Source organism: Actinomycetota bacterium (genome assembly GCA_016700055.1).
Classification (GTDB): domain Bacteria; phylum Actinomycetota; class Acidimicrobiia; order Acidimicrobiales; family Ilumatobacteraceae; genus Kalu-18.
This window is the reverse complement of record CP064997.1, coordinates 2985134-3006196: the sequence shown is the minus strand read 5'-3', so window position 1 is coordinate 3006196 and position 21063 is coordinate 2985134. Positions and strand designations below refer to the sequence as shown.

Annotated in this window: 24 protein-coding genes and 1 tRNA gene; 12 read left to right on the top strand and 13 right to left on the bottom strand. The window is 70.7% G+C overall.

Translation table 11 applies throughout. From position 1 onward, the window contains the following. Nucleotides 1-8 precede the first annotated feature (8 nt). On the bottom strand, nucleotides 9-293 hold the full coding sequence (locus tag IPM43_14565; GenBank protein QQS24597.1) for a hypothetical protein: 285 nt from the start codon (nucleotides 291-293) through the stop codon (nucleotides 9-11). Between the two features lie 96 nt (nucleotides 294-389). Here IPM43_14565 and IPM43_14560 point away from each other — a divergent pair, with 96 nt between their 5' ends. Continuing rightward, a complete protein-coding gene (locus tag IPM43_14560) occupies nucleotides 390-2177 on the top strand; it encodes a 4-alpha-glucanotransferase (protein QQS24596.1) in 1788 nt (595 codons plus the stop codon). Here IPM43_14560 and IPM43_14555 read toward each other — a convergent pair. After that, nucleotides 2143-2225 (bottom strand) — tRNA-Leu (locus IPM43_14555). The two genes, IPM43_14560 and IPM43_14555, sit on opposite strands and share 35 nt — an antisense overlap. Before the next feature lie 126 nt (nucleotides 2226-2351). Between IPM43_14555 and fabD the strand changes: the two genes are divergently transcribed. The 6 genes from fabD (at nucleotide 2352) to IPM43_14525 (ending at nucleotide 8640) form a co-directional block, all read left to right on the top strand. Further along, nucleotides 2352-3527, top strand: coding sequence for an ACP S-malonyltransferase (gene fabD, locus IPM43_14550; protein ID QQS24595.1), 1176 nt, complete (start codon nucleotides 2352-2354; stop codon nucleotides 3525-3527). Next, nucleotides 3527-4519 carry a ketoacyl-ACP synthase III gene (locus IPM43_14545; GenBank protein ID QQS24594.1) on the top strand — a complete coding sequence of 331 codons (993 nt, stop codon included), beginning with the start codon at nucleotides 3527-3529 and terminating at the stop codon, nucleotides 4517-4519. Before fabD ends, IPM43_14545 begins: the two co-directional genes overlap by 1 nt. Next, nucleotides 4516-5220: a 3-oxoacyl-ACP reductase FabG gene (gene fabG, locus IPM43_14540; protein ID QQS24593.1), complete on the top strand. Its 705-nt coding sequence runs from the start codon at nucleotides 4516-4518 to the stop codon at nucleotides 5218-5220. The genes IPM43_14545 and fabG overlap by 4 nt, the downstream gene beginning before the upstream one ends. A 78-nt stretch (nucleotides 5221-5298) precedes the next feature. Beyond that, a complete protein-coding gene (acpP, locus tag IPM43_14535; GenBank protein ID QQS24592.1) occupies nucleotides 5299-5535 on the top strand; it encodes an acyl carrier protein in 237 nt (78 codons plus the stop codon). Next, nucleotides 5535-6713 (top strand): beta-ketoacyl-ACP synthase II, encoded by a 1179-nt coding sequence (locus tag IPM43_14530; protein ID QQS24591.1) that lies wholly within the window; start codon nucleotides 5535-5537, stop codon nucleotides 6711-6713. Before acpP ends, IPM43_14530 begins: the two co-directional genes overlap by 1 nt. Nucleotides 6714-6738: 25 nt before the next feature. Beyond that, nucleotides 6739-8640, top strand: coding sequence for an MBL fold metallo-hydrolase (locus tag IPM43_14525; protein QQS24590.1), 1902 nt, complete (start codon nucleotides 6739-6741; stop codon nucleotides 8638-8640). 14 nt (nucleotides 8641-8654) lie between these two features. Here the strand turns inward: IPM43_14525 and fabZ are convergent, their stop codons facing one another. Together fabZ and bcp are read right to left on the bottom strand one after the other, a co-directional pair. Then, nucleotides 8655-9083, bottom strand: coding sequence for a 3-hydroxyacyl-ACP dehydratase FabZ (fabZ, locus tag IPM43_14520; protein ID QQS24589.1), 429 nt, complete (start codon nucleotides 9081-9083; stop codon nucleotides 8655-8657). Then, entirely contained in the window at nucleotides 9080-9544 is a 465-nt protein-coding gene (gene bcp / locus IPM43_14515) for a thioredoxin-dependent thiol peroxidase (protein ID QQS24588.1), read from the bottom strand. The genes fabZ and bcp overlap by 4 nt, the downstream gene beginning before the upstream one ends. 104 nt (nucleotides 9545-9648) lie before the next feature. On the opposite strand from bcp, the gene IPM43_14510 reads away from it, so the two are divergent. Beyond that, nucleotides 9649-9876, top strand: coding sequence for an AbrB/MazE/SpoVT family DNA-binding domain-containing protein (locus IPM43_14510; protein ID QQS24587.1), 228 nt, complete (start codon nucleotides 9649-9651; stop codon nucleotides 9874-9876). A gap of 3 nt (nucleotides 9877-9879) precedes the next feature. Next, a complete protein-coding gene (locus IPM43_14505; protein QQS24586.1) occupies nucleotides 9880-10293 on the top strand; it encodes a type II toxin-antitoxin system VapC family toxin in 414 nt (137 codons plus the stop codon). A gap of 45 nt (nucleotides 10294-10338) precedes the next feature. Here the strand turns inward: IPM43_14505 and IPM43_14500 are convergent, their stop codons facing one another. Next, the gene (locus IPM43_14500; GenBank protein QQS26479.1) at nucleotides 10339-11325 is read right to left on the bottom strand and encodes a helix-turn-helix transcriptional regulator; all 987 of its coding nucleotides are present in this window, start codon (nucleotides 11323-11325) and stop codon (nucleotides 10339-10341) included. 121 nt (nucleotides 11326-11446) lie between these two features. On the opposite strand from IPM43_14500, the gene IPM43_14495 reads away from it, so the two are divergent. Further along, complete coding sequence (locus tag IPM43_14495; GenBank protein ID QQS24585.1) at nucleotides 11447-11731, top strand: hypothetical protein; 285 nt, start codon at nucleotides 11447-11449, stop codon at nucleotides 11729-11731. Between the two features lie 254 nt (nucleotides 11732-11985). Here the strand turns inward: IPM43_14495 and IPM43_14490 are convergent, their stop codons facing one another. From IPM43_14490 to IPM43_14455, 8 genes are all read right to left on the bottom strand, one after another. Then, entirely contained in the window at nucleotides 11986-12279 is a 294-nt protein-coding gene (locus IPM43_14490) for a hypothetical protein (protein ID QQS24584.1), read from the bottom strand. Continuing rightward, nucleotides 12276-13049 (bottom strand): tryptophan synthase subunit alpha, encoded by a 774-nt coding sequence (gene trpA, locus IPM43_14485; GenBank protein QQS24583.1) that lies wholly within the window; start codon nucleotides 13047-13049, stop codon nucleotides 12276-12278. The genes IPM43_14490 and trpA overlap by 4 nt, the downstream gene beginning before the upstream one ends. Beyond that, on the bottom strand, nucleotides 13046-14197 hold the full coding sequence (gene trpB / locus IPM43_14480) for a tryptophan synthase subunit beta (GenBank protein ID QQS26478.1): 1152 nt from the start codon (nucleotides 14195-14197) through the stop codon (nucleotides 13046-13048). The genes trpA and trpB overlap by 4 nt, the downstream gene beginning before the upstream one ends. A gap of 71 nt (nucleotides 14198-14268) precedes the next feature. Next, on the bottom strand, nucleotides 14269-14925 hold the full coding sequence (locus IPM43_14475; protein ID QQS24582.1) for a phosphoribosylanthranilate isomerase: 657 nt from the start codon (nucleotides 14923-14925) through the stop codon (nucleotides 14269-14271). A gap of 24 nt (nucleotides 14926-14949) precedes the next feature. Further along, entirely contained in the window at nucleotides 14950-15738 is a 789-nt protein-coding gene (gene trpC / locus IPM43_14470; protein QQS24581.1) for an indole-3-glycerol phosphate synthase TrpC, read from the bottom strand. A 17-nt stretch (nucleotides 15739-15755) separates the two neighbouring features. Beyond that, nucleotides 15756-17066, bottom strand: a complete 1311-nt coding sequence (locus IPM43_14465) for a glycine--tRNA ligase (protein QQS24580.1) — start codon at nucleotides 17064-17066, stop codon at nucleotides 15756-15758. 32 nt (nucleotides 17067-17098) lie between these two features. Then, nucleotides 17099-17818 carry a DNA repair protein RecO gene (gene recO, locus IPM43_14460; protein ID QQS24579.1) on the bottom strand — a complete coding sequence of 240 codons (720 nt, stop codon included), beginning with the start codon at nucleotides 17816-17818 and terminating at the stop codon, nucleotides 17099-17101. Beyond that, nucleotides 17815-18366, bottom strand: coding sequence for an undecaprenyl diphosphate synthase family protein (locus IPM43_14455; GenBank protein ID QQS24578.1), 552 nt, complete (start codon nucleotides 18364-18366; stop codon nucleotides 17815-17817). Before IPM43_14455 ends, recO begins: the two co-directional genes overlap by 4 nt. A 144-nt stretch (nucleotides 18367-18510) precedes the next feature. On the opposite strand from IPM43_14455, the gene uppS reads away from it, so the two are divergent. Beyond that, a complete protein-coding gene (gene uppS, locus IPM43_14450) occupies nucleotides 18511-19146 on the top strand; it encodes a di-trans,poly-cis-decaprenylcistransferase (protein ID QQS26477.1) in 636 nt (211 codons plus the stop codon). Continuing rightward, nucleotides 19143-21047 carry an ATP-dependent DNA helicase gene (locus IPM43_14445; protein QQS24577.1) on the top strand — a complete coding sequence of 635 codons (1905 nt, stop codon included), beginning with the start codon at nucleotides 19143-19145 and terminating at the stop codon, nucleotides 21045-21047. The genes uppS and IPM43_14445 overlap by 4 nt, the downstream gene beginning before the upstream one ends. Nucleotides 21048-21063: the final 16 nt, after the last annotated feature.

Here is a 21063-nt window from a genome sequence, read left to right as displayed (position 1 = left end):
GCACCCGTTCAGGTGCCGAGACGATCGAGCAGCTCGTCCTGCCGGCGCTCGAGCTCGACGATCGAATCGACGAGGTGCACACGATGACGAGCCATCGCGTTCGCATGGAGCTGGGCGTCGCGGAACTCCGACGCGGCCACGGGTGTCTCCGCGACCAGCGCGCGCAGCTCCTTGTCGGCCGCGTCGTCGCTCAGGTGGTCGAGCTGCTCGTCGATGACGAGCAGCTCCTCGCGCAGTCGCCGCAGGCGATCGCTGTTCTGCCTCAGCCGTCGCTCGACGAGCCAGTCGACCATCGTCGCGAGACTAGGGCGGTATCCCCGCCGGCGCAGGCACTCCCTCGGTGAGAGCGTTGCCCGCGCGCAGGGGGAGAGCCGCGCCAGACTGGTCGGGTGACCGACGCATGGGGCATCGCCGACGGCTTCCACGACATCGAGGGCACGTGGCACCCGACCCCCGATCACGCCCGCATCGCGCTCCGCGAGGCGATGGGGGCAGCCGACGCGCACGACCCGTACGAGACCCCGCCGGGCGGAATGCCGATGTGGTTCGTGCCGGTCGGCCGTCAAGAGCAGCTGCTCGGCCCGTGCGACGTGGTGCTCGAGGACGGCACGCACATCGGCACGGTCACCCAGCTCCCCCCGGAGCTGCCGATCGGTTATCACGAGCTCGCCCCCGCCGACGGCGGTCCGTGGACGCGCCTCGTCGTGCATCCCGAGCAGTGTCCGGCCGCGCCCCGCGCGTGGGGCGTGGCGTGCCAGACGTATTCGCTGTGGAGCGACCAGAGCTGGGGCATCGGCGACCTGCGTGACGTGGCCACGCTCGCCAAGCGGGTCAGTGCCGCCGGCGGAGGGGCGATGCTGCTCAGCCCGCTGCACGCCCCGCACCCGGCCGTGCCCCAGGATCCGAGCCCCTACTACGCGAGCTCCCGCCGCTACCGCAATCCACTGCTGATCCCCCTCGACGGCACGTCACCGGTGCCGAACGACGGCCCCCTGGTCGACCGCGACGCCGCCTGGACCGCGAAGCGTGGGGCCCTGGAAGCGCGCTTCGAGGCCGACCGCTGGGAGCCGGCGTGGCGGGCATGGGCACGTGAGCAGGGCGAAGCGTTGTGGCGGTTCGCTTCGTGGTGTGCCGTCGCCGACGACCACGGTCCGCTGTGGCGCGCGTGGCCGGAGCAGTTCCGGCACCCGTCGTCGTCTGCGATCACCGATCGCGCCCACGACGACCCGGCGATCGCCGCCCGCATCGAGTTCCACGCGTGGTTGCAGTGGCGCATCGACCAGGCCTTGGCCGAGGCCGCGGATGCCGGAGCGGCGCTGATCGGCGACCTCGCCGTCGGGTTCGCCACCCACGGTGCCGACGCCTGGGAGTTCCAGGACCAGCTCGCCCTCGACGTGGTGATCGGGGCTCCTCCCGACCCGTTCAGCGCCCACGGCCAGGACTGGGGCCTGCCCGGGTTCGTGCCCTGGAAGCTGCGCGCCGACGGATACCGGGCGATCGTCGAGACGGCCCGGCTCGCGTTCCGCCACCTCGCCGGGATGCGCATCGACCACGTGATGGGCCTCTATCGCCAGTTCTGGATCCCACCGGGGGGCGAACCCGCCGACGGCGCCTACGTTCACTTCCCCGGCGACGAGCTGCTCGCGATCATCGCCATCGAGGCCACGAGGGCGGGCGCGTTCATCATCGGCGAGGACCTCGGCACCGTGCAGCCCTCCGTGCGCGAGGCGATGGCCCGTGCCGGGGTCCTCGGGACGAAGGTGCTGTGGTTCGAGCCGTTGGGGCCCGAGTCGTGGCCGGAGGCCAGCCTGGCCACCATCACCACCCACGACCTGCCGACGATCGCCGGCGTGTGGAGCGGCGTCGACGGCGACACCGAGATGCGTGAGCGGCTGGAGGCACTCACCGGGCTCGGCCCCGACCGTCCTGCGGTGCAGGTGGCGGCCGCGGCCCATCGTCACCTGCTCGACTCCCCTGCCAGGCTGCGCCTCGTCACCGCGGAGGACCTCTCCGGCACACCCGACCGCCCGAACGAACCCTCTCAACCCCTGCGCGAGAACTGGTGCCGGCGGCTGCCCGTGCCGGTCGAGCGCCTGCTCTTGCCGCACGCGGCGACTCGCGCTCTCGCCGAGGAAGCTCCGGTGCCCGAGGTGGGACTCGAACCCACACGTCCGTGAAGACAGCGGATTTTGAGTCCGCCGCGTCTGCCATTCCGCCACTCGGGCCGGGACGGACAGCGTAGCGGCGGCGTTACCCGGCGGTAGCAAGACTGCGCCCGCGAAGACGTCTATCGTCGCCGCACCGGGGGCATCTCGCGCCCCGCGCCGACGAGGAACCACAGGTCCCACCGAATGCTCGCTTTCACCTTTCCCGGTCAGGGCTCACAGCGCCCCGGCATGGGCCGGCCGTGGGTCGATCATCCGAGTTGGGAGCTCGTCGACGAGGCCTCCGAGGTCGCCGGGCGCGACGTCGCCGCGCTGCTGCTCGACGCGAGTGCCGACGAGCTGAAGGACACCCGCCAGGCACAGCTCACCACGTTCGTCGCCAGCCTCGTCGTGCTCGACGCCGTCGAGCGGCTCGGCATCGAGCCGAGCTTCTTCGCCGGCCACAGCCTGGGCGAGTACACCGCCCTCACCGCCACCGGTGCGCTGGGTTTCGAGGAGGGCGTCCGCCTGGTGTGCGAGCGGGCCGACGCGATGCACGAGGCCAGCCTCGAGCACCCGGGCACGATGGCAGCCGTGCTCGGTCTCGACGACGGCCAGGTCGACGTCGCCTGCAGGAGGGCCGACCACGAGGTCTGGGTGGCCAACTTCAACGCACCCGGCCAGGTTGTGGTGGCCGGGTCGCCGGCCGGCGTGGCGGCAGCGAGCGAAGTGGCCAAGCAGCTCGGCGCGAAGAAGGTGATGCAGCTTCCCGTCTCGGGTGCCTTCCACACCCCGCTGATGAGCGCGGCCCGCGATCGCCTGCGCAAGGCGATCTCCGACGCCAACCCCCGCGACGCCGAGGCGCCGGTGGTCTCCAACGTCGACGCAGAGGCGCACGACGCTGGCGCCGAGTTCGCCAGCCTCCTCTCGGCGCAGCTCTGCAACCCGGTGCGCTGGCGGCACTCGCTCAACACTCTCCACGAGCTGGGCGTGAACGGTTTCGCCGAGCTCGGTCCCGGCGGCGTGCTCACCGGCATGGCCAAGCGCACGGTCACCGAGGCGCGCACGATCTCGATCGCCACGCCCGACGATCTCGACAAGCTGCTCGAGTGGGTTCAGGCCGGCTCCCCGACGGGCGCGGCCCAACTCGAGGGCGAGCACCTGTTCGCGTCCGAGCGCATCGTGGTCAGCCCCGCGGCCGGTGTGTTCCAGCCCGACGTTGCGGTGCGAGCCGGGACCCAGATCGAGGTCGGCCAGCTGCTCGGCCACGTCGGCGAGCACGAGGTGCGTTCCCCGTTCGCCGGGCGGGTGGAGAGCTACATCGCCGTGGCCGGAGAGCGCATCACCTCCCGGCAGCCTGTCGCCTGGTTGAGGACCTCCTGATGCCCAAGCTGCCCGACGGCTCCCGCCACGCCGTCGTCACCGGATGGGGCACGGCGCTGCCCGACAAGGTGCTCACCAACGACGACCTCGCGTCGACGATCGACACCAGCGACGCCTGGGTGCGCGAGCGCACCGGCATCCACGAGCGCCGGGTGGGCGGCACGACCGCGGGCCTCTCCGTCGAGTCGGGGCGTCAGGCGATCGAGATGGCCGGGCTCGACCCGCTCGACTTCGACGCGCTCGTCCTGGCCACGACCACCCCCGATCGCGCCGTGCCGGCCACGTCGGCCACCGTCCAGCACGAGCTCGGAATGCGCTGCGGCGCGTTCGACCTGAACGCCGCCTGCTCGGGCTTCGTGTACGCCTTCGTCACGGCGGAGGGCCTCATCGCGATGGGTGCCGAGAAGGTCCTCGTCATCGGCACCGACACGCTCGCCCGCATCACCGACTGGGACGACCGCAACACCGCCGTGCTGTTCGGCGACGGCTCCGGCGCAGTCGTGCTCGAAGCCGTCGACGGCCCCGGGGCGCTCGTCTCGTGGCACCTCGACGCGGACGGCTCCGCGGAGCGCTTCTTGTACTGCGAGCTCGGCGACTTCTTGCAGATGGACGGCAAGGAGGTCTTTCGCCGCGCGGTGCGGATCATGGTCGACAGCGCCGAGCGGGCGATGGCGGACGCCGGGGTGGCGGCCGACGACATCGCGCTCGTCGTGCCCCACCAGGCGAACGTCAGGATCATCAAGGCAGCCTGTGAGCGGTTGGGCATCCCGATGGAGCGCACCTCGATCGTGCTCCACCGCACCGGCAACACGTCGTCGGCGTCGATCCCCCTCGCGCTCGCCGACGCCCTCGACACCGGGCGGGTCAGTGACGGCGACCTCGTGCTGCTCGTTGGCTTCGGCGCCGGGATGACTGCGGCGAGCGCCATCTTGCGCTGGGGAGGTGGGCCGGGGATCAGCGCCCGGCCCGCGCTGCCGAGGCAGGCGAGATGAGCAGGGTGGTCCTGGTCACGGGAGGCGCGCGCGGCATCGGCCTCGCGTGCGCGCAGCGCTTCGTCGGCCTCGGTGACAAGGTGGCCGTGACGCTCCGCTCGGGCGAGGCGCCCGCGGGAGTGCTCGGCGTGCCCTGCGACGTCACCTCCACCGAGCAGGTCGACGCCGCTTTCGCCACCGTCGAAGCCGAGCTCGGCCCGGTCGAGGTGCTCGTGTCGAACGCCGGCATCACCAAGGACACGCTGCTGCTGCGGATGTCCGAGCAGGACTTCACCTCCGTCGTCGACGCCAACCTCACCGCCGCGTTCCGCGTGTGCAAGCGCGCCACCCAGGGGATGCTGCGCGCCAGGCGGGGACGCATCGTCCTCGTGTCGAGCGTGGTCGGGCTGCTCGGCTCGGCCGGCCAGGCCAACTACGCGGCGTCGAAGGCCGGCCTGGTCGGACTCGCCCGCTCGCTCGCGCGCGAGCTCGGCTCACGTTCGATCACGGTCAACGTGGTGGCCCCGGGACCGGTCGCCACCGACATGACCGCCGCGCTGAGCGAGCAGCGCCTGGCCGAGCTCACCGCAGCCGTGCCGCTCGGCAGGGTCGCCACACCCGACGAGATCGCCGCCGCGGTCGCCTTCCTCGCCTCTGCCGACGCCGCCTACATCACCGGGGCGGTGATCCCGGTCGACGGCGGGCTGGGCATGGGCCACTGACCACGCCTTATCCTTCTCCATCCACTCCCGGGTCGCGCGTCGATCCGGGCAACACCCCACACCTACCAAGGAGTCCATGTGAACGAAGAGCTGTTCGCCCGCTTCCGCGATTGCGCCGTCGAGGTGCTGAGCGTCGACCCGGCACAGGTCACCCCCGACGCCCGCTTCGGTGACGACCTCGACGCCGACAGCCTCGACCTGGTCGAGCTCGTGATGGCGCTCGAGGAGGAGTTCGGAGTAGAGGTTCCCGAAGAGGAGCTTGAAGGCATCGAGACCGTCGGCCAGGCGTACGAGCTGGTCGCCGGGAAGCTCTGATGCTCGGGCGGCGGGTCGCGGTCACCGGCCTCGGCGTCGTCGCTCCTTGCGGTCTCGGGCGCGAGGCCTACTGGCAGGGCCTGCTTGGCCCGGGCATCACCGGCGCGAGGTCGGTGCACCTCGCCGGCTGGGATCCCGCCTCGTGGTACCCGAACCCCAAGGAGGCGCGCCGCGCCGACCGCGTAGAGCAGTTCGCCGTCGCCGCCGCGACCGAAGCGCTCGATCAGGCGGGCTCGGTCGGCGTCGAGCCGGCCCGCTTCGGGGTCGTCGTCGGCACCGGCATCGGGGGGCTGCACACCCTGGAGGAACAGGTCGAGCTGCGCCTCGCGAAGGGGGATCGGCGGGTGTCGCCGTTCCTCGTCCCGATGATGATGGCGAATGCGTCGGGCGCGGCGATCTCGATGCGCTTCGGCTTGCAGGGCCCGAACGAGACCATCTGCACTGCCTGCGCGGCTTCGACCCATGCCATCGGGTACGCGGCGCGGCTCGTGGCCATGGGCCGCTGCGACGCGATGGTCACCGGGGGCAGCGAGTCCGCGTCCACCGTCACCGCGCTGGCCGGCTTTGCCAACATGACCGCGCTCTCCACGTCGGGGTCCAGCCGCCCCTTCGACGTGGGCCGTGACGGTTTCGTGATGGGCGAGGGTGCGGCGATGCTGGTACTCGAAGAGTGGGAGCACGCGCAGGCCCGCGGAGCCACCGTTCTCGCCGAGGTGCTCGGCTCGGCCAGCAACGCCGACGCCCACCACGTGACGGCTCCGGCCCCGGGGGGCACCGGTGCCATCGCCTGCATGCGCCTCGCCCTGGACGACGCCGGCCTGCAACCCGCAGACATCGTGCAGGTGAACGCCCACGGCACGTCGACGCCGCTGAACGACGCCGCCGAGGCGGAAGCGGTGGCCGCGTTGTTCGGCGCCAACCGCGTTCCGGTCACCTCGATCAAGGGTGTCACCGGGCACGCGCTCGGCGCGGCAGGGGCCTTGGAGGCCGCCGCCGTGCTGCTCGCCATCGAGCACCGGCTGATCCCGCCCACCGCAGGGACGACCGACGTCGACCCGGAGATGGCGATCGACGTCGTCACCGGCACCGCCCGGCACTGGACTCCGGGGCCGACGATCTCCAACAACTTCGGCTTCGGCGGCCACAACGGTTCGCTGGTCCTCGCGCCGGCAACCTGACGACCGCCTCGGAAGGACGGCCCAGATGAGCACTTCACCAAAGGGCGCGAGCCAGCACACGCGGGCTGCGAACGCGCCGGTCGAGCTCGGCTTCGACGACGCCGACTGGGAGCGTGTGGAGCGTGGTCTCCTCGCCGAGCACCCGACGGGTGTGATCTCGACCGAGCACGGCGCGGCGTGGGACACGGGGAGGCACGCGTTCATCCAGCGCGGGTCCGTCAACTCCGAGACCGTCAACCCCAGCCTGTGGCGTCAGGCCCAGCTGAACGGTGTGCACGGCCTGTTCGAGGTGGCGCCCGGGTGCTGGCAGGCGCGCGGCTACGACATCTCCAACATCACCTTCGTCGCCAGTCGCAGCGGATGGATCGTGATCGACCCCCTCTCCGTCGAGCCGACGGCACGAGCGTGCCTCGACCTGGCAAACGCCACGCTCGGCGAGCGCCCGGTGGTCGCGGTCATCTACACCCACAGCCATGTCGACCACTTCGGCGGAGTCCACGGGGTGACCACCGAGGACGACGTCACCTCCGGTCGTTGCCGGGTGATCGCCCCGCAGCACTTCATGCGCGAGACGCTCGCCGAGAACGTGCTCGCCGGGTACGCGATGATCCGCCGCGCGGCGTACCAGTTCGGCCTCTTGCTCCCGCCGAGTGAGCGGGGCCACGTCGACTGCGGGCTGGGCAAGGCGTTGCCCTTCGCCACCCCGGGGTTGATCGCTCCCACCGAGGACGTCACGCACACCGGCGAGGAGCTCGACGTCGACGGAGTGCGCATCGTCTTCCAGCTCACCCCGGAAGCCGAGGCGCCGGCGGAGATGAACTTCTACTTCCCGGACTTCGGTTGGCTGTGCATGGCCGAGAACTGCACGCACAACATGCACAACCTGGTGCCGATCCGTGGCGCCCAGGCCCGCGACGCGCTCCGCTGGTCGAAGTACATCGGCGAGGCGATCGAGATGTTCGGCTCCAGCACGGAGCTGACGTTCGCGTCGCACCACTGGCCGCGCTGGGGCAACGACGACGTGCTGCACTACCTCACCCTGCAGCGTGACCTGTACCGGTTCATCCACGACCAGACGCTGAGGCACGCGAACCACGGGCTGGTCCCGACCGAGATCGCCGAGGTGCTCACGCTCCCGCCCGAGTTCAAGGCCGAGAGCCACACCGTCGGCTACTACGGCCACCTCGGCCACAACGTGAAGGCGGTGTACCAGCGCTACCTCAGCTGGTACGACGGCAATCCCGCGCATCTGGCGGAGCTGCCTCCCGCCGAGGCCGGGCGGCGGTACGTGGAGCTGGCCGGCGGAGCCGAGCAGATGCTCGACCACGCGCGTCGCAAGTTCGACGCCGGCGACTACCGCTGGGCGGCAGAGGTGTTGAACCACCTCGTCTTCGCCGATCCGTCCAACGTCGCGGCACGTGAGTTGCAGGCCGACACGTTTGAGCAGCTCGGCTACCAGTGCGAGTCGGCCACGTTCCGCAACGCATACCTGATGGGGGCGCAGGAGCTGCGCCAGGCTTCGTTCCCGCCGCGGGTCGCGACCGCGAGCGGCTACCTGTCGGCGATGGGACCCGACCTGCTGTTCGACGCGTTGGCCGTGCGTCTGCTCGCCGACGACGTGGGCGGGCTCGACGTCACGCTCAACGTGACGTTCACCGACCTCGACCGCGACGGCGACGTGCCCAAGTGGGTGTTGCAGCTCTCCAACAGGGCGCTCTCCCACGTCGCCGGACGGCATGCAGACGTTGCAGATGCAACGATCACCACCACTCGTCGAGCGCTGTCAGCCGTGGCCTCCGGCGAGTCGACCTTCGCCGAAGTGGTCGCGAACGGGGACGCGACCGTCGACGGCGATCCGGCTGCGCCCGGACGTCTCTTCGATCACATCGACGTGTTCATGACCGGTTTCGGCATCGTCGAGCCCTGACCGTCGCGAACCACTCAGGCGTCGACGAGTACGAACATCAGCTCGCACGAGCAGGCGAGCGCGCCGTCGACCGTCGCCCGGCCGGCTCCCTTACCGGCGCGAGTGCTGCGCTGACCGAGCTCGACGGTCATCTCCAGCGTGTCGCCAGGCAGCACCTGGCGCCGGAAGCGGGCCGAGTCGAGGCCGCCGAACAGCGCGAGCTTGCCGGGGAGCTGCCCGCCGGCGAGAAGGGCGAGCGCGCCTACCTGAGCGATCGCCTCGCACATCAGGACGCCCGGCAGCGTCGGGCGTCCCGGGAAGTGACCGGCGAAGAACCACTCCTCGCCCGAGACATGCCATCGCCCGGTCGCGCCGCGACCGGGGTCGAGGGCAGTCAGCTCGTCGACGAAGAGGAAGGGGGGGCGATGGGGGATGACGTCGATCGGGTTCGGCAGGTCGCTCACGAACCGAGCTCCGCGAGCGCGGCGAGCAGCTTGGCCGGGGTGTCCTTCGGGCTGATCTTGTACCACACCCGCTCCAGCTCGCCGTTCGGGCCGACGAGGAAGGAGGAGCGCACGACGCCCATGTACGTCTTGCCGTAGTTCTTCTTCTCCTGCCACACCCCGTAGGCCTCGGCCACCTCGTGCTCGGTGTCGGCGAGCAGTGGGAAGCCGAGGCCGTACTTCGCGTCGAACTTGGCCTGGCGGGCGACGGTGTCGGGGCTGATCCCGACGATCACCGTGTCGCCGACCTCGCCGGCGACGTCTCGCAGCAGGCACGACTGCTGCGTGCAGCCCGGCGTGTCGGCCTTCGGGTAGAAGTACACGAGCATCCGGCGCCCGCGCTGCCCACTCGCCGTGAACTCGTCGCCGTGTTGATCGAGCAGCGTGAAGTCGGGCGCCTTGTCACCGGGTTCGAGAGGCATGTACCGACGATACGCCCGGCGAGGCGATCGAGGTGCCTCTTGTGCAACACGAACCTTCGCGTTCGCCGGACTCTCGGTAGGAGTCTTACTGGTACGATTCCAACATGCGGGTCACCGAGAAGGGCCAGGTCACCATCCCCAAGGAGCTACGCGATGCCCTCGGCATCGGAGCCGGGACCGAGGTCGAGTTCGAGAGACGCAAGGACACCATCGTCGTTCGCAAGAAGGCCACCGCTGCCTCCCGGGGAGCACTGCTCGTAGACCGGATGCGCGGCCGAGGCGACATCGGGATGACGACCGACGAGATCATGGCCCTGACGCGGGTCGACTGACCCATGGCCGCCGGCACTCTCGTCGACTCGAACGTGCTGTTGGACATCTTCACCGAGGACCCGGCCTGGGTCGACTGGTCGAGCCGCTCGCTGAGCGCTGCCGCCGAGTCGGGACCGCTCTTCGTGAACCCGATCGTGTACGCCGAGGTGTCCGTGAGGTTCTCGCGTGTCGAGGACCTCGAGGACGCCCTTCCCGCGAGTGAGTTCCGCCGTGCACCGCTTCCGTGGGCAGCCGCGTTTCTCGCCGGCAAGGCGTTCACGGCCTACCGGCGCAGCCAGGGCGGCGCCCCCGTTCCCCTGCCGGACTTCTACATCGGGGCCCATGCCGCCGTTGACGGGCTCGCGCTCCTCACGCGCGACGGCGGCCGGTACCGCACCTACTTCCCCACCCTCGAGCTGATCACGCCGCAGCCCTAGACCACCTGCTTGCGAGCCTCAGCTGCATGAGCTGATCGCAGGGGATCAGGACCCCGCGAGGCGGGCGAGAAGGGTGCGACGGTTTCGGGTGCCGGTCTTCGCGAAGATCGACTTCAGGTGGTCCTGCACGGTGTGCTCCGAGAGGAACAGAGACTCGGCGACCGATCGCGTGTCGGCACCTTCGCAGAGCAGATCGATGAGCTCGCGTTCTCGCGGTGTGAGCCCGTGGGCGTGCGCGTAGAGCGAGCGGCGGTCGCGCGGTGATGTCAACTCGATGGTGACGGCGATGTCCTGCTCGACGACGGGCCGATCGGCGTCGACTCGCGCCGCCCGGAACGTGAGCCAGGTCCCGACGGCCGGTCGCACCCGAGCCACCGCCGCGTGGTCGAAGTGCCCGCCCTCCGACGCGACGAGGGCTGCCGCCACGTTGTACGCCCCTGCGGGCACCGGTTGACGATCGGCCTCGGTCGGCAACAGCGCCCTGAGGTAGGCCTCGGTGCCCGGCGTCTGGCCGCGCACCTCCAGGTCGGGAGAAAGGAACAGCACCGCGGGGCCGGCGCCTGGCGGGATGGAGGCTCGCTCGTCGAAGGTCCGCGCCAGGCAGCGGCGCAGCGCTTCGGTGATGGCGGGGACGTCTGCGGCCAAGGTGTCGAGCTCCGCGTCGCTGAACGGGGCATCGTCCGCCGAACGCCACAGGTCGACGAACCCCCAGCACCCGAACCGATCGCGGAACACCATGATGGCGATGTCACCGATCCCGGCGGGCCCGAGGACCTCGGCGTGGAGCGGGCTTTCCGCCAGACTCCCGCCAGTAGCCCGGTGCAGCGAGCCGACCGGGCCGTCGATGCTGTCCCACCGGTTCACGGGGGTGAGGTAGCGGCGGCGGATGAGGCCAGGCAGCTGCGGCATCACGTGGTCGGGCACGGTGGCCAGCGGCGCGACCGCCACCTCGGTCTCGGGATCGGTGAGCGCCCAGACGTGCCACTCGAACGGCACCCGGGCGCGCAGGTCGTCGAGGAGGGCGGTGCGCAACGACCGCTCATCGCCGTCGTGACCCCGGCAACGACGTGCCACCAGCTCCGTCATGGGACAACCGTAGAACCCCACCTATCTGGGATGGGACGAGACGGCGATCAGCGGGATAGTTCGAGACATGACCACCCTCAACATCACCCATGGCGTCAGGGACTTCGACGAGTGGCTGACGACCTTCGACACCTTCGATGCGTTCCGCGCGGAGGGCGGTGTGACCGCCTACTCGGTGCGGCGGGGCACCGACTATCGGAACCTCGTCTCGGTCGAGCTCGAGTTCGACACGGCCGCGCAAGCCCGTGCGTTCCTCGGGCGGCTGCAGACGGAGATCTGGCCGAACACCCCGCACCTGCGTGACGGCACCCCGACCGCTTACCTGCTCGAGACATTGCCCAGCCCAGCCTGACCCGATCTCCAGGGTCTGCCGAACTCTCTCATTGCGGCGATCTCACTACGGTGAGTGGTTTCCTCAAGAATCTTGACTCTGTGTCTTTCATTCCACCACGGAACGTGGTTGAATCATGTTGTCACTGTCAAGCGATTCGGGGGGTGATCACCACTGCCCGTGTCGATCAACACATTAGGAGAGCCCATGACGGGTCGCCCTGTTTCGAAGCCCTGCTGACAGCTCTACCGAGACGACGCCTCGTATCGAGATCATCACCGCCAAAGCCCCCGCGGTCGCGCGTGGGCGTGGTAGTGGTCCGGGATGTTGCGCATGTTGTCGTCGACGTAGTGCTCGAACCCGAACTGCGACACGACCACCTCTGCCAGGCGGGCGTGAAGGTAACCCTTCACCTCGTCGGGCGGCAGGTGGTCGTGTTGTTTCCAGACCACCATCGGCACGGCGCAGAACTCGCACTCGGCCACCCAGCAGACGTCGTCTTCGTAGTACCACGGCGTGATCCGGGCGGCCTCGCACAGATCACACGCCCGCTGCGCCGGAGGTGTCACCGGCGGTCGAGCGCCGAGCGGACCTCGGCCACGTAGTCACCGACTGCGTCAGGCCCGTGCTCCATCAAGCGGCGCACCACCGACGCCCCCTGCACGACCCCGTCGGCGACGAGCACCGCCTCGGCCGCCTGCGCGGCGTCGGACACACCGACACCGACCAGCACGGGCAGGTCGGTGATCGCCTTCAGTCGCGCGGCGAGCGCCGAAGCCGTCGCCGCGAGCTGCTTGCGCTCGCCGGTCACGCCGAGCAGGCCGACGGAGTACACGAAGCCCCTCGCCCTCGCACAGATCCGCGGCAGGCGCTCGTCCGGTGCCGTCGGCGCGGCGAGCAGCACCGTCTCCACCCCTGCGTCGTCGGCGGCGAGGCACCACGGGCCCGCTTCCTCGAGGGGCAGGTCGGGCACGATCGCCCCGCTGATGCCGCTGGCTTCGAGCTGGGCGGCGAAGCGCTCGTGGCCGGCATGGTGGACGGTGTTGTAGTAGGTCATCACGACGAGTGGGATCCCGACGTCGAGGTGCCTCGCCGCGTCGAGGATCGCGGGCGGTGTCGCCCCGTCGTCGAGCGCCTGCTGCGACGCAGCCTGGATCACGGGACCGTCCATCACCGGGTCGGAGAAGGGGATGCCGATCTCGACCGCGTCGGCTCCGGAGGCGGCCGCCGCGCGGATCGCTTCCTCCCAGCCACGCAGCCCCCCCGTGACGTACGGCACGAGCAGCTTGCGCCCCGCCGCACGCTTCGCGCGCAGCTCGGCCTCGAGTCGGCCGCTCATCGGTCGAGCAGCTCCATCATCTGGGCGACGTCCTTGTCGCCGCGCCCGGACAGGTTCATCAGCACCGTGCGGCCCTGAAGCTGGTGGGCTTCACGCACGATCCAGGCCAGGGCGTGGGCGGGTTCCAGCGCGGGGATGATGCCCTCGGTGCGAGCGAGCAGCGCGAAGGCGTCGATCACCTCGGCGTCGTCGACGGCGGGGTATTCGGCACGCCCGATCGACGCCAGGTGCGAGTGCTCGGGGCCGACCCCGGGGTAGTCGAGGCCGGCGGACACCGAGTGGGCCTCCATCACCTGGCCGTGCTCGTCCTGTAGCAGGAAGCTGCGCATGCCGTGCACCACACCTGGCTGACCGCGCCCGATCGCTGCTCCCCCCGCGGGCTCCACCCCGACGAGGCGGGCGGCGGTGTCGACGAAGCCGGAGAAGATGCCGATCGCGTTCGACCCGCCGCCGACACAGGCGACGACGACGTCGGGATCGGCCCCGAGCAGTGCACGGCACTGCTCGCGCGCCTCGTCGCCGATCACGCGATGCAGCTCCCGCACCATCCACGGGTACGGGTGGGGGCCCATCACCGAGCCGAGGCAATAGTGGGTGTCCTCCACAGTGGCCACCCAGTCACGCATCGCCTCGTTGACCGCGTCTTTCAGGGTCCTGCTGCCGCTCTCGACGGCCTCCACCTCGGACCCGAGCAGGCGCATCCGGAACACGTTCAGCTGCTGGCGGGCGACATCGACCGCGCCCATGTACACCTTGCACTCCAGGCCCATCAGCGCCGCGGCCGTCGCGCTGGCCACGCCGTGCTGGCCGGCACCGGTCTCGGCCACCAGGCGACGCTTGCCCATCCGCTTCGCGAGCAGCGCCTGGCCGATCACGTTGTTGATCTTGTGCGAGCCGGTGTGGTTCAGGTCTTCCCGCTTCAGCACCAGGCGCAGGCCGAGCTTGGCGCCCAGGTTCTTGCACTCGGTCAGGATCGAGGGCCTGCCGGTGTAGTCACGCAGCGTGTCGGCGAGCTCGCGGCGGAAGCCGTCGTCGGCCCAGGCCTCGGTGAACGCGCGCTCGAGCTCGATGCACGCGGGGACGAGCGTTTCGGGTACGAAACGGCCGCCAAACTCGCCGAAACGGCCGCTGGAGGAGGGATCGGCCATCAGCGACATCGACTGATCCTCTCACGACGTCACCGGGCCGGCCCACTCGCTTCAGCCCGCGTCGCGGCGGTCTATTCGTCGTCGGCCCAGTCGTAGGGAAGCTCATCGGGTCCGAGGTAGGGCTGGGGCGCCGCGGCCCGCGCACAGGCGATGAAGGACTTCAGCTTCAACGGGTCCTTGCGCCCGGGCTCCCGCTCGACTCCCGTCGACACGTCGACGCCCCACGGCCTCACCCGCCGCACGGCCGGGCCGACGTTGTCGGCGTCGAGCCCTCCGGCGAGGATCAGCTTCGGGCCCTCGGGGATCTCGTCGATCAGCGACCAGTCGAACACCTCGCCCGATCCTGGCGACCGCGCGTCGACCAGTACGAAGTCGGTGCCGAAACGGTCGGCGCGCCTCGCGTCGGGGGACCCGGCGGCGACTGCCTTGATCACCCAGCGCACGCGCTCGGCCACTTCGGCCACCTGCTCGGGCGTCTCGTGCCCGTGGAGCTGCACCGCCTTCACGCCAGCGCGTCCGGCGACGTCGATCACCCGGTCGGGCAGGTCGTCGCGGAACACGCCGACCGTGAGGATCTCGCGGGGCAGCCGCCGGGTGATGTCGTAGACCGCCTGTGCGGCGACCTGGCGCGGCGACGGCGCGAACACGAACCCGAGGGCGTCGGCTCCGAGCGCCACGGCCAACAACGCGTCGTCCTCGGTGGTGATCCCGCAGATCTTCACGAACATCGCGGACCGACCGTACCCGTTGGCCTACCCGCGAACGCGGAGGTTTCGCACGGCGGCCTCGGGGTCGGCCGCGGTGACCAGCGTCTCACCAACGAGCACCGCGTCGTAGCCCGCAGCCCGCAGCGCCCGCGCGTCGTCGGGACCGCGCACCCCGCTCTCGGCGACCTTCACCGCACCCGCCGGGATCAGGCCTGCCATCCGCGCCGCCCGCTCGTGGTCCACCTGGAACGTCACCAGGTCACGCTGGTTGACACCGATCAGTCGGTCGGCCCCGGCGGCGAGCGCCTGGTCCAGCTCACGCTCGTCGTGCACCTCGACCAGCACGTCGAGGCCGAGCCCCACCGCGAAGCGATGCAGGTCGACCAGTTCGTCGGGATCGAGAGCGGCGGCGATGAGCAGCACCGCGTCGGCACCCATCAGCCGGGCGTCGCACACGTCGTGGCGACAGACGGTGAAGTCCTTGCGCAGCACCGGCAGCGTGCATGAAGCCCGCGCCGCTTGCAGATCGGCCGGCGAACCGCCGAAGAACTCGGCATCGGTGAGCACAGACAGGCACGCTGCCCCACCCGCCTCGTAGGCACGCGCCATCGCTGCCGGGTCGAGATCGGGATGCAGCTCCCCCTTCGACGGCGATCGGCGCTTGATCTCGCTGATCACCGCCAGTGCGCCCGTCGACGACTCGCGCAGGAACGCGGTGAAGCCGCGGGTGGCCGGAGCCTGCGCGGCGAGAGCGGTCAAGGCGTCGAGCGGCCGCTCGTCGCGGGCGGCGACCGCGCGATGGCGGGCGAGGATGCGGTCTAGGTAGGTGGCCACGCTCGTGTCGGGTCGCGCTAGCAGCCGAGCCGCGCGGCGAGCTCGCCCGCCAGAGCATCTACGGGCACGCGTACCTGGGCGGTGGTGTCGCGCTCGCGGATGGTGACTGCGCCGTCGTCGAGGGAGTCGAAGTCGACCGTGACGCAGTAGGGGGTGCCGATCTCGTCCTGGCGGCGGTACCGGCGCCCGATCGCCTGGGTCTCGTCGTAGTCGCACATGTAGCGCTCGGCGAGCGTCGCGTAGACCTGCTTCGCGAGGGGGGTGAGCGTGTCCTTCTTGGACAGCGGCAGCACCGCCACCTTGTACGGCGCGAGCCGCGGATCGAGGCGCAACACGGTGCGGGTCTCGTCGTTGACGACGTCTTCGTCGTACGCGGCGAGCAAGAACGCGGCCATCGCCCTGTTCACCCCGGCGGCGGGCTCGATCACGTACGGCACGTAACGCTCGCCCGACGCCTGGTCGAAGTAGTCGAGGCGCTCGCCGGAATGCTTGGCGTGCTGGGTGAGGTCGAAGTCGGTGCGCTGGGCGATCCCTTCGAGCTCGCCCCACCCCCACGGGTAGAGGAACTCGACGTCTGACGTACCGGCGGAGTAGTGGCTCAGCTCGTCGGCGTCGTGGGCACGCAGGCGCAGCATTTCGGGGGGGATGCCGAGCCCGACGTACCAGTCGAGACGCGCCTGGCACCAGTACTCGTACCAACGCGGCCCCTCTTCGGGGGGTACGAAGTACTCCAGCTCCATCTGCTCGAACTCGCGGGTGCGGAAGATGAAGTTGCCCGGCGTGATCTCGTTGCGGAAGCTCTTGCCGACCTGGGCGATGCCAAAGGGTGGCTTCTTGCGGCTCGTCTGCAGGACGTTCGCGAAGTTGACGAACATCCCCTGCGCGGTCTCCGGGCGCAGGTAGACCTCGGCGCCCTGGGCCTCGACCGGACCGGCGGTGGTCTTGAACATCAGGTTGAACTCGCGCGCCTCGGTGAACGAGCCCTTCGCGCCGCAGTTCGGGCACACCTCGTGGTCTTCCAGGTGGTCGTCGCGGAAGCGCTGCTTGCACTCCTTGCAGTCGACCAGCGGGTCGCTGAAGCTGGACAGGTGGCCGCTGGCCTCGAACACCTGGGGCGGGCCGAGCACGGCGGCATCGATCAGCACCACGTCGTCGCGTTGTTGCACCATGGTGGATATCCACGCCTCACGCACGTTGCGCAGCATCAGCGAACCGAGTGGCCCGTAGTCGTAGCTGGAGCGGAAACCGCCGTAGATCTCAGCCGATGGGAAGACGAACCCACGGCGCTTGCAGAGGTTGACGATCTGGTCGAGATCCGACGCCGGCATAGTGGGCAGAGGCTACGCGTAGATGGGCGCGATCAGTGCTGCTCGAACATCGCCACGGTGCGCAGCCGGCGCTCCAGGTGGTGCTCCACCGCCTTCGTCGCGAGGTGCGTCACCTCGGCCGTGGTCGACGACGACGGCTCCGCCAGGGCCTCGTTGAGCCGACCTCCGAGGACGCTGCGCAACAGCGTCAACGCCTCCCCCGAGATCGCGACCCCGCCGCGGCACTGCCGGCACGACACCCCGCCTTCGGCCAGGTCGAACGCCACCAGGTCGCCCGCCTCGCCGCACGACACGCACACGTCGAGCTCGGGCCGCACACCCTCGGCGGCGAGGAGCTTCCAGTAGAACGCCGCGACGACGAGTGGCGAGGGTCGCTCGGCAAGCGTCCGCCGGGCACCGACGAGCATCCGGTACAGCTGGGGCACCGGCTCACGGTCGGGGGCGAGCTGGTCGACGGCTTCGAGCAGCGCGAGGCCTTGGGTGGCGATGTCGAGGTGGTCGAGCAGCGGCCGCAGCGAGTCGACGGAGTCGGCCTGGCTCACGATGTCGAGCTCGCGGCCGCGGTACAGCAGCAGCCGGACGTGGCTCATCGGCTCCATGCGGGCGCCGAAGCGCGAACCGGTCTTGCGCACCCCCTTGGCCACCGCCCGCACCTTGCCGTGGGCCTCGGTGAGGATGACGACGATGCGGTCCGCCTCACCCAGCTTGTAGGTGCGCAGCACGACACCGGTGTCGCGGTACAGCGGGTTCACGAGGACACCCCGCCGAAGCGGCGATCGCGCCCGGCGTACTCGTCGAGCGCGGCGCGGAGGTGCTCGACGTCGAGGTCGGGCCACGCCACGTCGAGGTAGACGAGCTCGCTGTAGGCGAGCTCCCAGACGAGCGAGGGCGGCAGGCGATCGGGGGGCCCGAGCACGACGACGAGATCCGGATCGCAGGCGGCGGGCGCGAGCACGGCCGCGGCAAGTGCGGCTTCGTCGAGCGCCGCTTCTGGCGCGAGCCGCTGCATGCCGCGCAGCAGTCTGGCGCGCCCGTCGGGCTCGGGATCGACGATCACCGTGCACCCGTCGCGTTCCAGCGTCCACGGCGCCGCGGCGACGGTTGCCGAGGTGTCGGGGCCGTACGGGTGCAGGGTCAGCCAGCGGCAACCCGCAGCTCGGGCGGCGTCGCCGAGGGCACTCGCCCGCTGCAACCAACGCTCCTCGTCGAGCTGGGCCCATTCGCCGACGGTGCCCCCGACGAGCATCACGTGCGTCAGCGGCAACGGCTCCGCTGAGCGGTCTGAGCGCGGGGAGGGCACCGGCGCATCCTCTCACGTCCGCTCACGTCCGCACCGGGAACGGCCCGCCATGGGGACCCGGCGCAAGTATCGTCGGCACCCGTGCCGCCCCCCGCTCCGTCGCCCCCGAGCCCGCTCGGGCCAGGGCTGCACATCGCGTGCATCATGGACGGCAACGGACGGTGGGCGAAGCGCCGCGGGCTGCCGCGCACCGCCGGGCACACCGAGGGCGAGGAGAACCTGGCCGCCGTGGTGCGCTCGGCCGTCGCCCGCGACGTCGGCTGGCTGACGGTGTTCGGGTTCTCCACCGAGAACTGGGTCCGCCCCCGCGGCGAGGTACGCCACATCATCGGGCTGCACCGCAAGCTCTTCGGCCGGGTCGCCGAGCTGAACGAGCTGAACGTGCGGGTGCAGTGGATCGGCCGCCCGTTCGACTCGCCCGGCGCCCTCACGCCGAAACACGTCCAGCGGGCGATCCGCAAGGCGATCGCCGACACCGCGCAGAACACCGGGATGGTGCTGACGGTGGCGTTCGACTACGGCAGCCATGCCGAGCTGGTGCACGCCGCCCACGAGCTGCGCGCAGCCGGTGAGTCGCCCACCGCCGAGCACCTGGCCGCGCACCTCTACCTACCCTCGCTCCCACCCGTCGACGTGCTGGTGCGCACGTCCGGCGAGCAGCGCATCTCCAACTTCTTGCTGTGGCAGATCGCCGGCTGCCACGTGTACTTCACCGAGTGCACCTGGCCCGAGTTCGACGCCGCCGAGCTCGACCGCGCGATCGCGCTCGCGCGTTCGTGAGCCCGACGACCGACGACGTCGTCGGCGCGTTGCGCGCCGTTGCCGGTGGGCTCGCGGCTTGCGAGCACCGCCCGGGCCAGGAGCGCATGGCAGGCGAGATCGCCCGCAGCATCGACACGCACCGTCACCTCGTCGTCCAGGCCGGCACGGGAACCGGTAAGACGCTCGCCTACCTGGTGCCGGCCGCACTGTCCGGTCGGCGCGTCGTCGTCGCCACGGCCACGAAGGCGCTCCAGGACCAGCTCGCGACGAAGGACCTGCCGTTCGTCGCCGGACAGCTCGCCCTCCACACGGGCCGCGACCCGTTCACCTGGGCGGTCTTGAAGGGGCGCAGCAACTACGTGTGCCTACAGCGGCTGCACGAGCTCACCGCCGGCGAGCAGGGCCAGCTCGAACTGGACGACCTCGGCTCCAGCATCCGGGCAGAGGTGGTGCGCCTCGACCAATGGGCGAAGACCTCGCCGACGGGCGACGCGGCAGAGCTCGCGTGGTCGCCTAGCGAGCGCGCGTGGCGGTCCGTGAGCGTCGGCAGCGACGAGTGCCCCGGCGCGAGCCGCTGCCCGCTGGGTGAGCCGTGCTTCGCCGAGCAAGCGCGGCGGCGGGCCACCGGCGCCGACGTCGTCGTCGTCAACACCCACCTGTACGGGCTGCACGTCGGCAGCGGCGGGGTGCTGCTGCCCGAGCACGAGGTGCTCGTCGTGGACGAGGCCCACCAGTTGGAAGACATCATGAGCGACACCGTCGGCGTGTCGCTCGGGGCGGGCCGGCTGCGGTTCCTCGTCGCCGCCCTCGGGCGCATCGTGGCGGACCCCCAGCTCCTCGCTCGGGTCACCGACAGCGGGCTACAGCTCCGTGACGCACTCGCCCCCCTGCTCGGCACCCGCCTGCCCCACCCGCTGCCGCCCGAGGTGTCCGACGCCGTGCTGTCCTGCCGGCAGGCCGTGCAGGCATCACTCGACGTGCTGCGCGCGATCACCACCGAGGTGGAAGACGCGAAGCAACGCAAGCTGCGCGGCGTGACCGCAGCCACCCGGCTGGCAGAGGCACTCGACGTCGCGCTCGGCGCCCGGGAGGGCCACGTCGCCTACGTCGCCGGAGGGCCCGAGCACCCGCGGCTCGAGATCGCCCCGCTCGACGTCGGGCCGCTGCTCCAGCGAGGTGTCTGGTCGAAGACCACCGCGGTGCTGACGAGCGCGACCATCCCCGCTTCGCTCGCTCGACGAGTCGGCCTCGACGCGCACGGTCACGAGTCGATCGACGTCGGAAGCCCGTTCGACTACGCGACGCAGGCCCTGCTGTACTGCGCGATGCACCTGCCCGACCCGCGCCATGGCGGCTTTCGCGACGCCGCGCACGACGAGCTCGCCGCGTTGATCGAGGCCGCGGAAGGTCGCACCTTGGCGCTGTTCACCAGCTACCGGGCAATGGATGCCGCCGCCGAGGCGCTGCGCCCGCGGCTGGCGTATCCCGTCCTCACCCAGCGTGACCTGCCCAAGCCGGCGCTCCTCAAGCAGTTCACCGACGACGAGTCCGTCTGCCTCTTCGCCACCTCCGGGTTCTTCCAAGGGGTCGACGTGCCCGGTCGTTCGTTGTCGCTCGTCGTCGTCGACCGCATCCCGTTCCCTCGACCCGACGACCCGTTGCTCTCCGCTCGCCGAGAGCTGCTCGGACCCGCCGCGTTCGCCGAGATCGACGTGCCGCGCGCGGCCACCTTGCTCGCGCAGGCCGCCGGCCGGCTGGTGCGCTCGACGACCGACCGCGGGGTGGTGGCCGTGCTCGACCGCCGGCTCGGCACGGCCGGCTACCGCTGGGACATCATCCGCGCCCTGCCGCCGATGCGCCGCACCCGTCATCGCGCCGAGGCCGAGGAGTTCTTGCGCTCGATCACCGGCACCACCTGAGCCGGTACTGTCCGAC

Coding starts and splice junctions, on each gene's coding strand:
- fabD (QQS24595.1), top strand. CDS start 2,352: ATGCTCGCTTTCACCTTTCCCGGTCAGGGCTCACAGCGCCCCGGCATG.
- IPM43_14530 (QQS24591.1), top strand. CDS start 5,535: ATGCTCGGGCGGCGGGTCGCGGTCACCGGCCTCGGCGTCGTCGCTCCT.
- IPM43_14545 (QQS24594.1), top strand. CDS start 3,527: ATGCCCAAGCTGCCCGACGGCTCCCGCCACGCCGTCGTCACCGGATGG.
- IPM43_14495 (QQS24585.1), top strand. CDS start 11,447: ATGACCACCCTCAACATCACCCATGGCGTCAGGGACTTCGACGAGTGG.
- IPM43_14505 (QQS24586.1), top strand. CDS start 9,880: ATGGCCGCCGGCACTCTCGTCGACTCGAACGTGCTGTTGGACATCTTC.
- IPM43_14475 (QQS24582.1), bottom strand. CDS start 14,925: ATGTTCGTGAAGATCTGCGGGATCACCACCGAGGACGACGCGTTGTTG.
- bcp (QQS24588.1), bottom strand. CDS start 9,544: ATGCCTCTCGAACCCGGTGACAAGGCGCCCGACTTCACGCTGCTCGAT.
- trpA (QQS24583.1), bottom strand. CDS start 13,049: ATGAGCGGCCGACTCGAGGCCGAGCTGCGCGCGAAGCGTGCGGCGGGG.
- trpB (QQS26478.1), bottom strand. CDS start 14,197: ATGGCCGATCCCTCCTCCAGCGGCCGTTTCGGCGAGTTTGGCGGCCGT.
- uppS (QQS26477.1), top strand. CDS start 18,511: ATGGACGGCAACGGACGGTGGGCGAAGCGCCGCGGGCTGCCGCGCACC.
- IPM43_14465 (QQS24580.1), bottom strand. CDS start 17,066: ATGCCGGCGTCGGATCTCGACCAGATCGTCAACCTCTGCAAGCGCCGT.
- IPM43_14510 (QQS24587.1), top strand. CDS start 9,649: ATGCGGGTCACCGAGAAGGGCCAGGTCACCATCCCCAAGGAGCTACGC.
- fabG (QQS24593.1), top strand. CDS start 4,516: ATGAGCAGGGTGGTCCTGGTCACGGGAGGCGCGCGCGGCATCGGCCTC.
- IPM43_14525 (QQS24590.1), top strand. CDS start 6,739: ATGAGCACTTCACCAAAGGGCGCGAGCCAGCACACGCGGGCTGCGAAC.
- IPM43_14565 (QQS24597.1), bottom strand. CDS start 293: ATGGTCGACTGGCTCGTCGAGCGACGGCTGAGGCAGAACAGCGATCGC.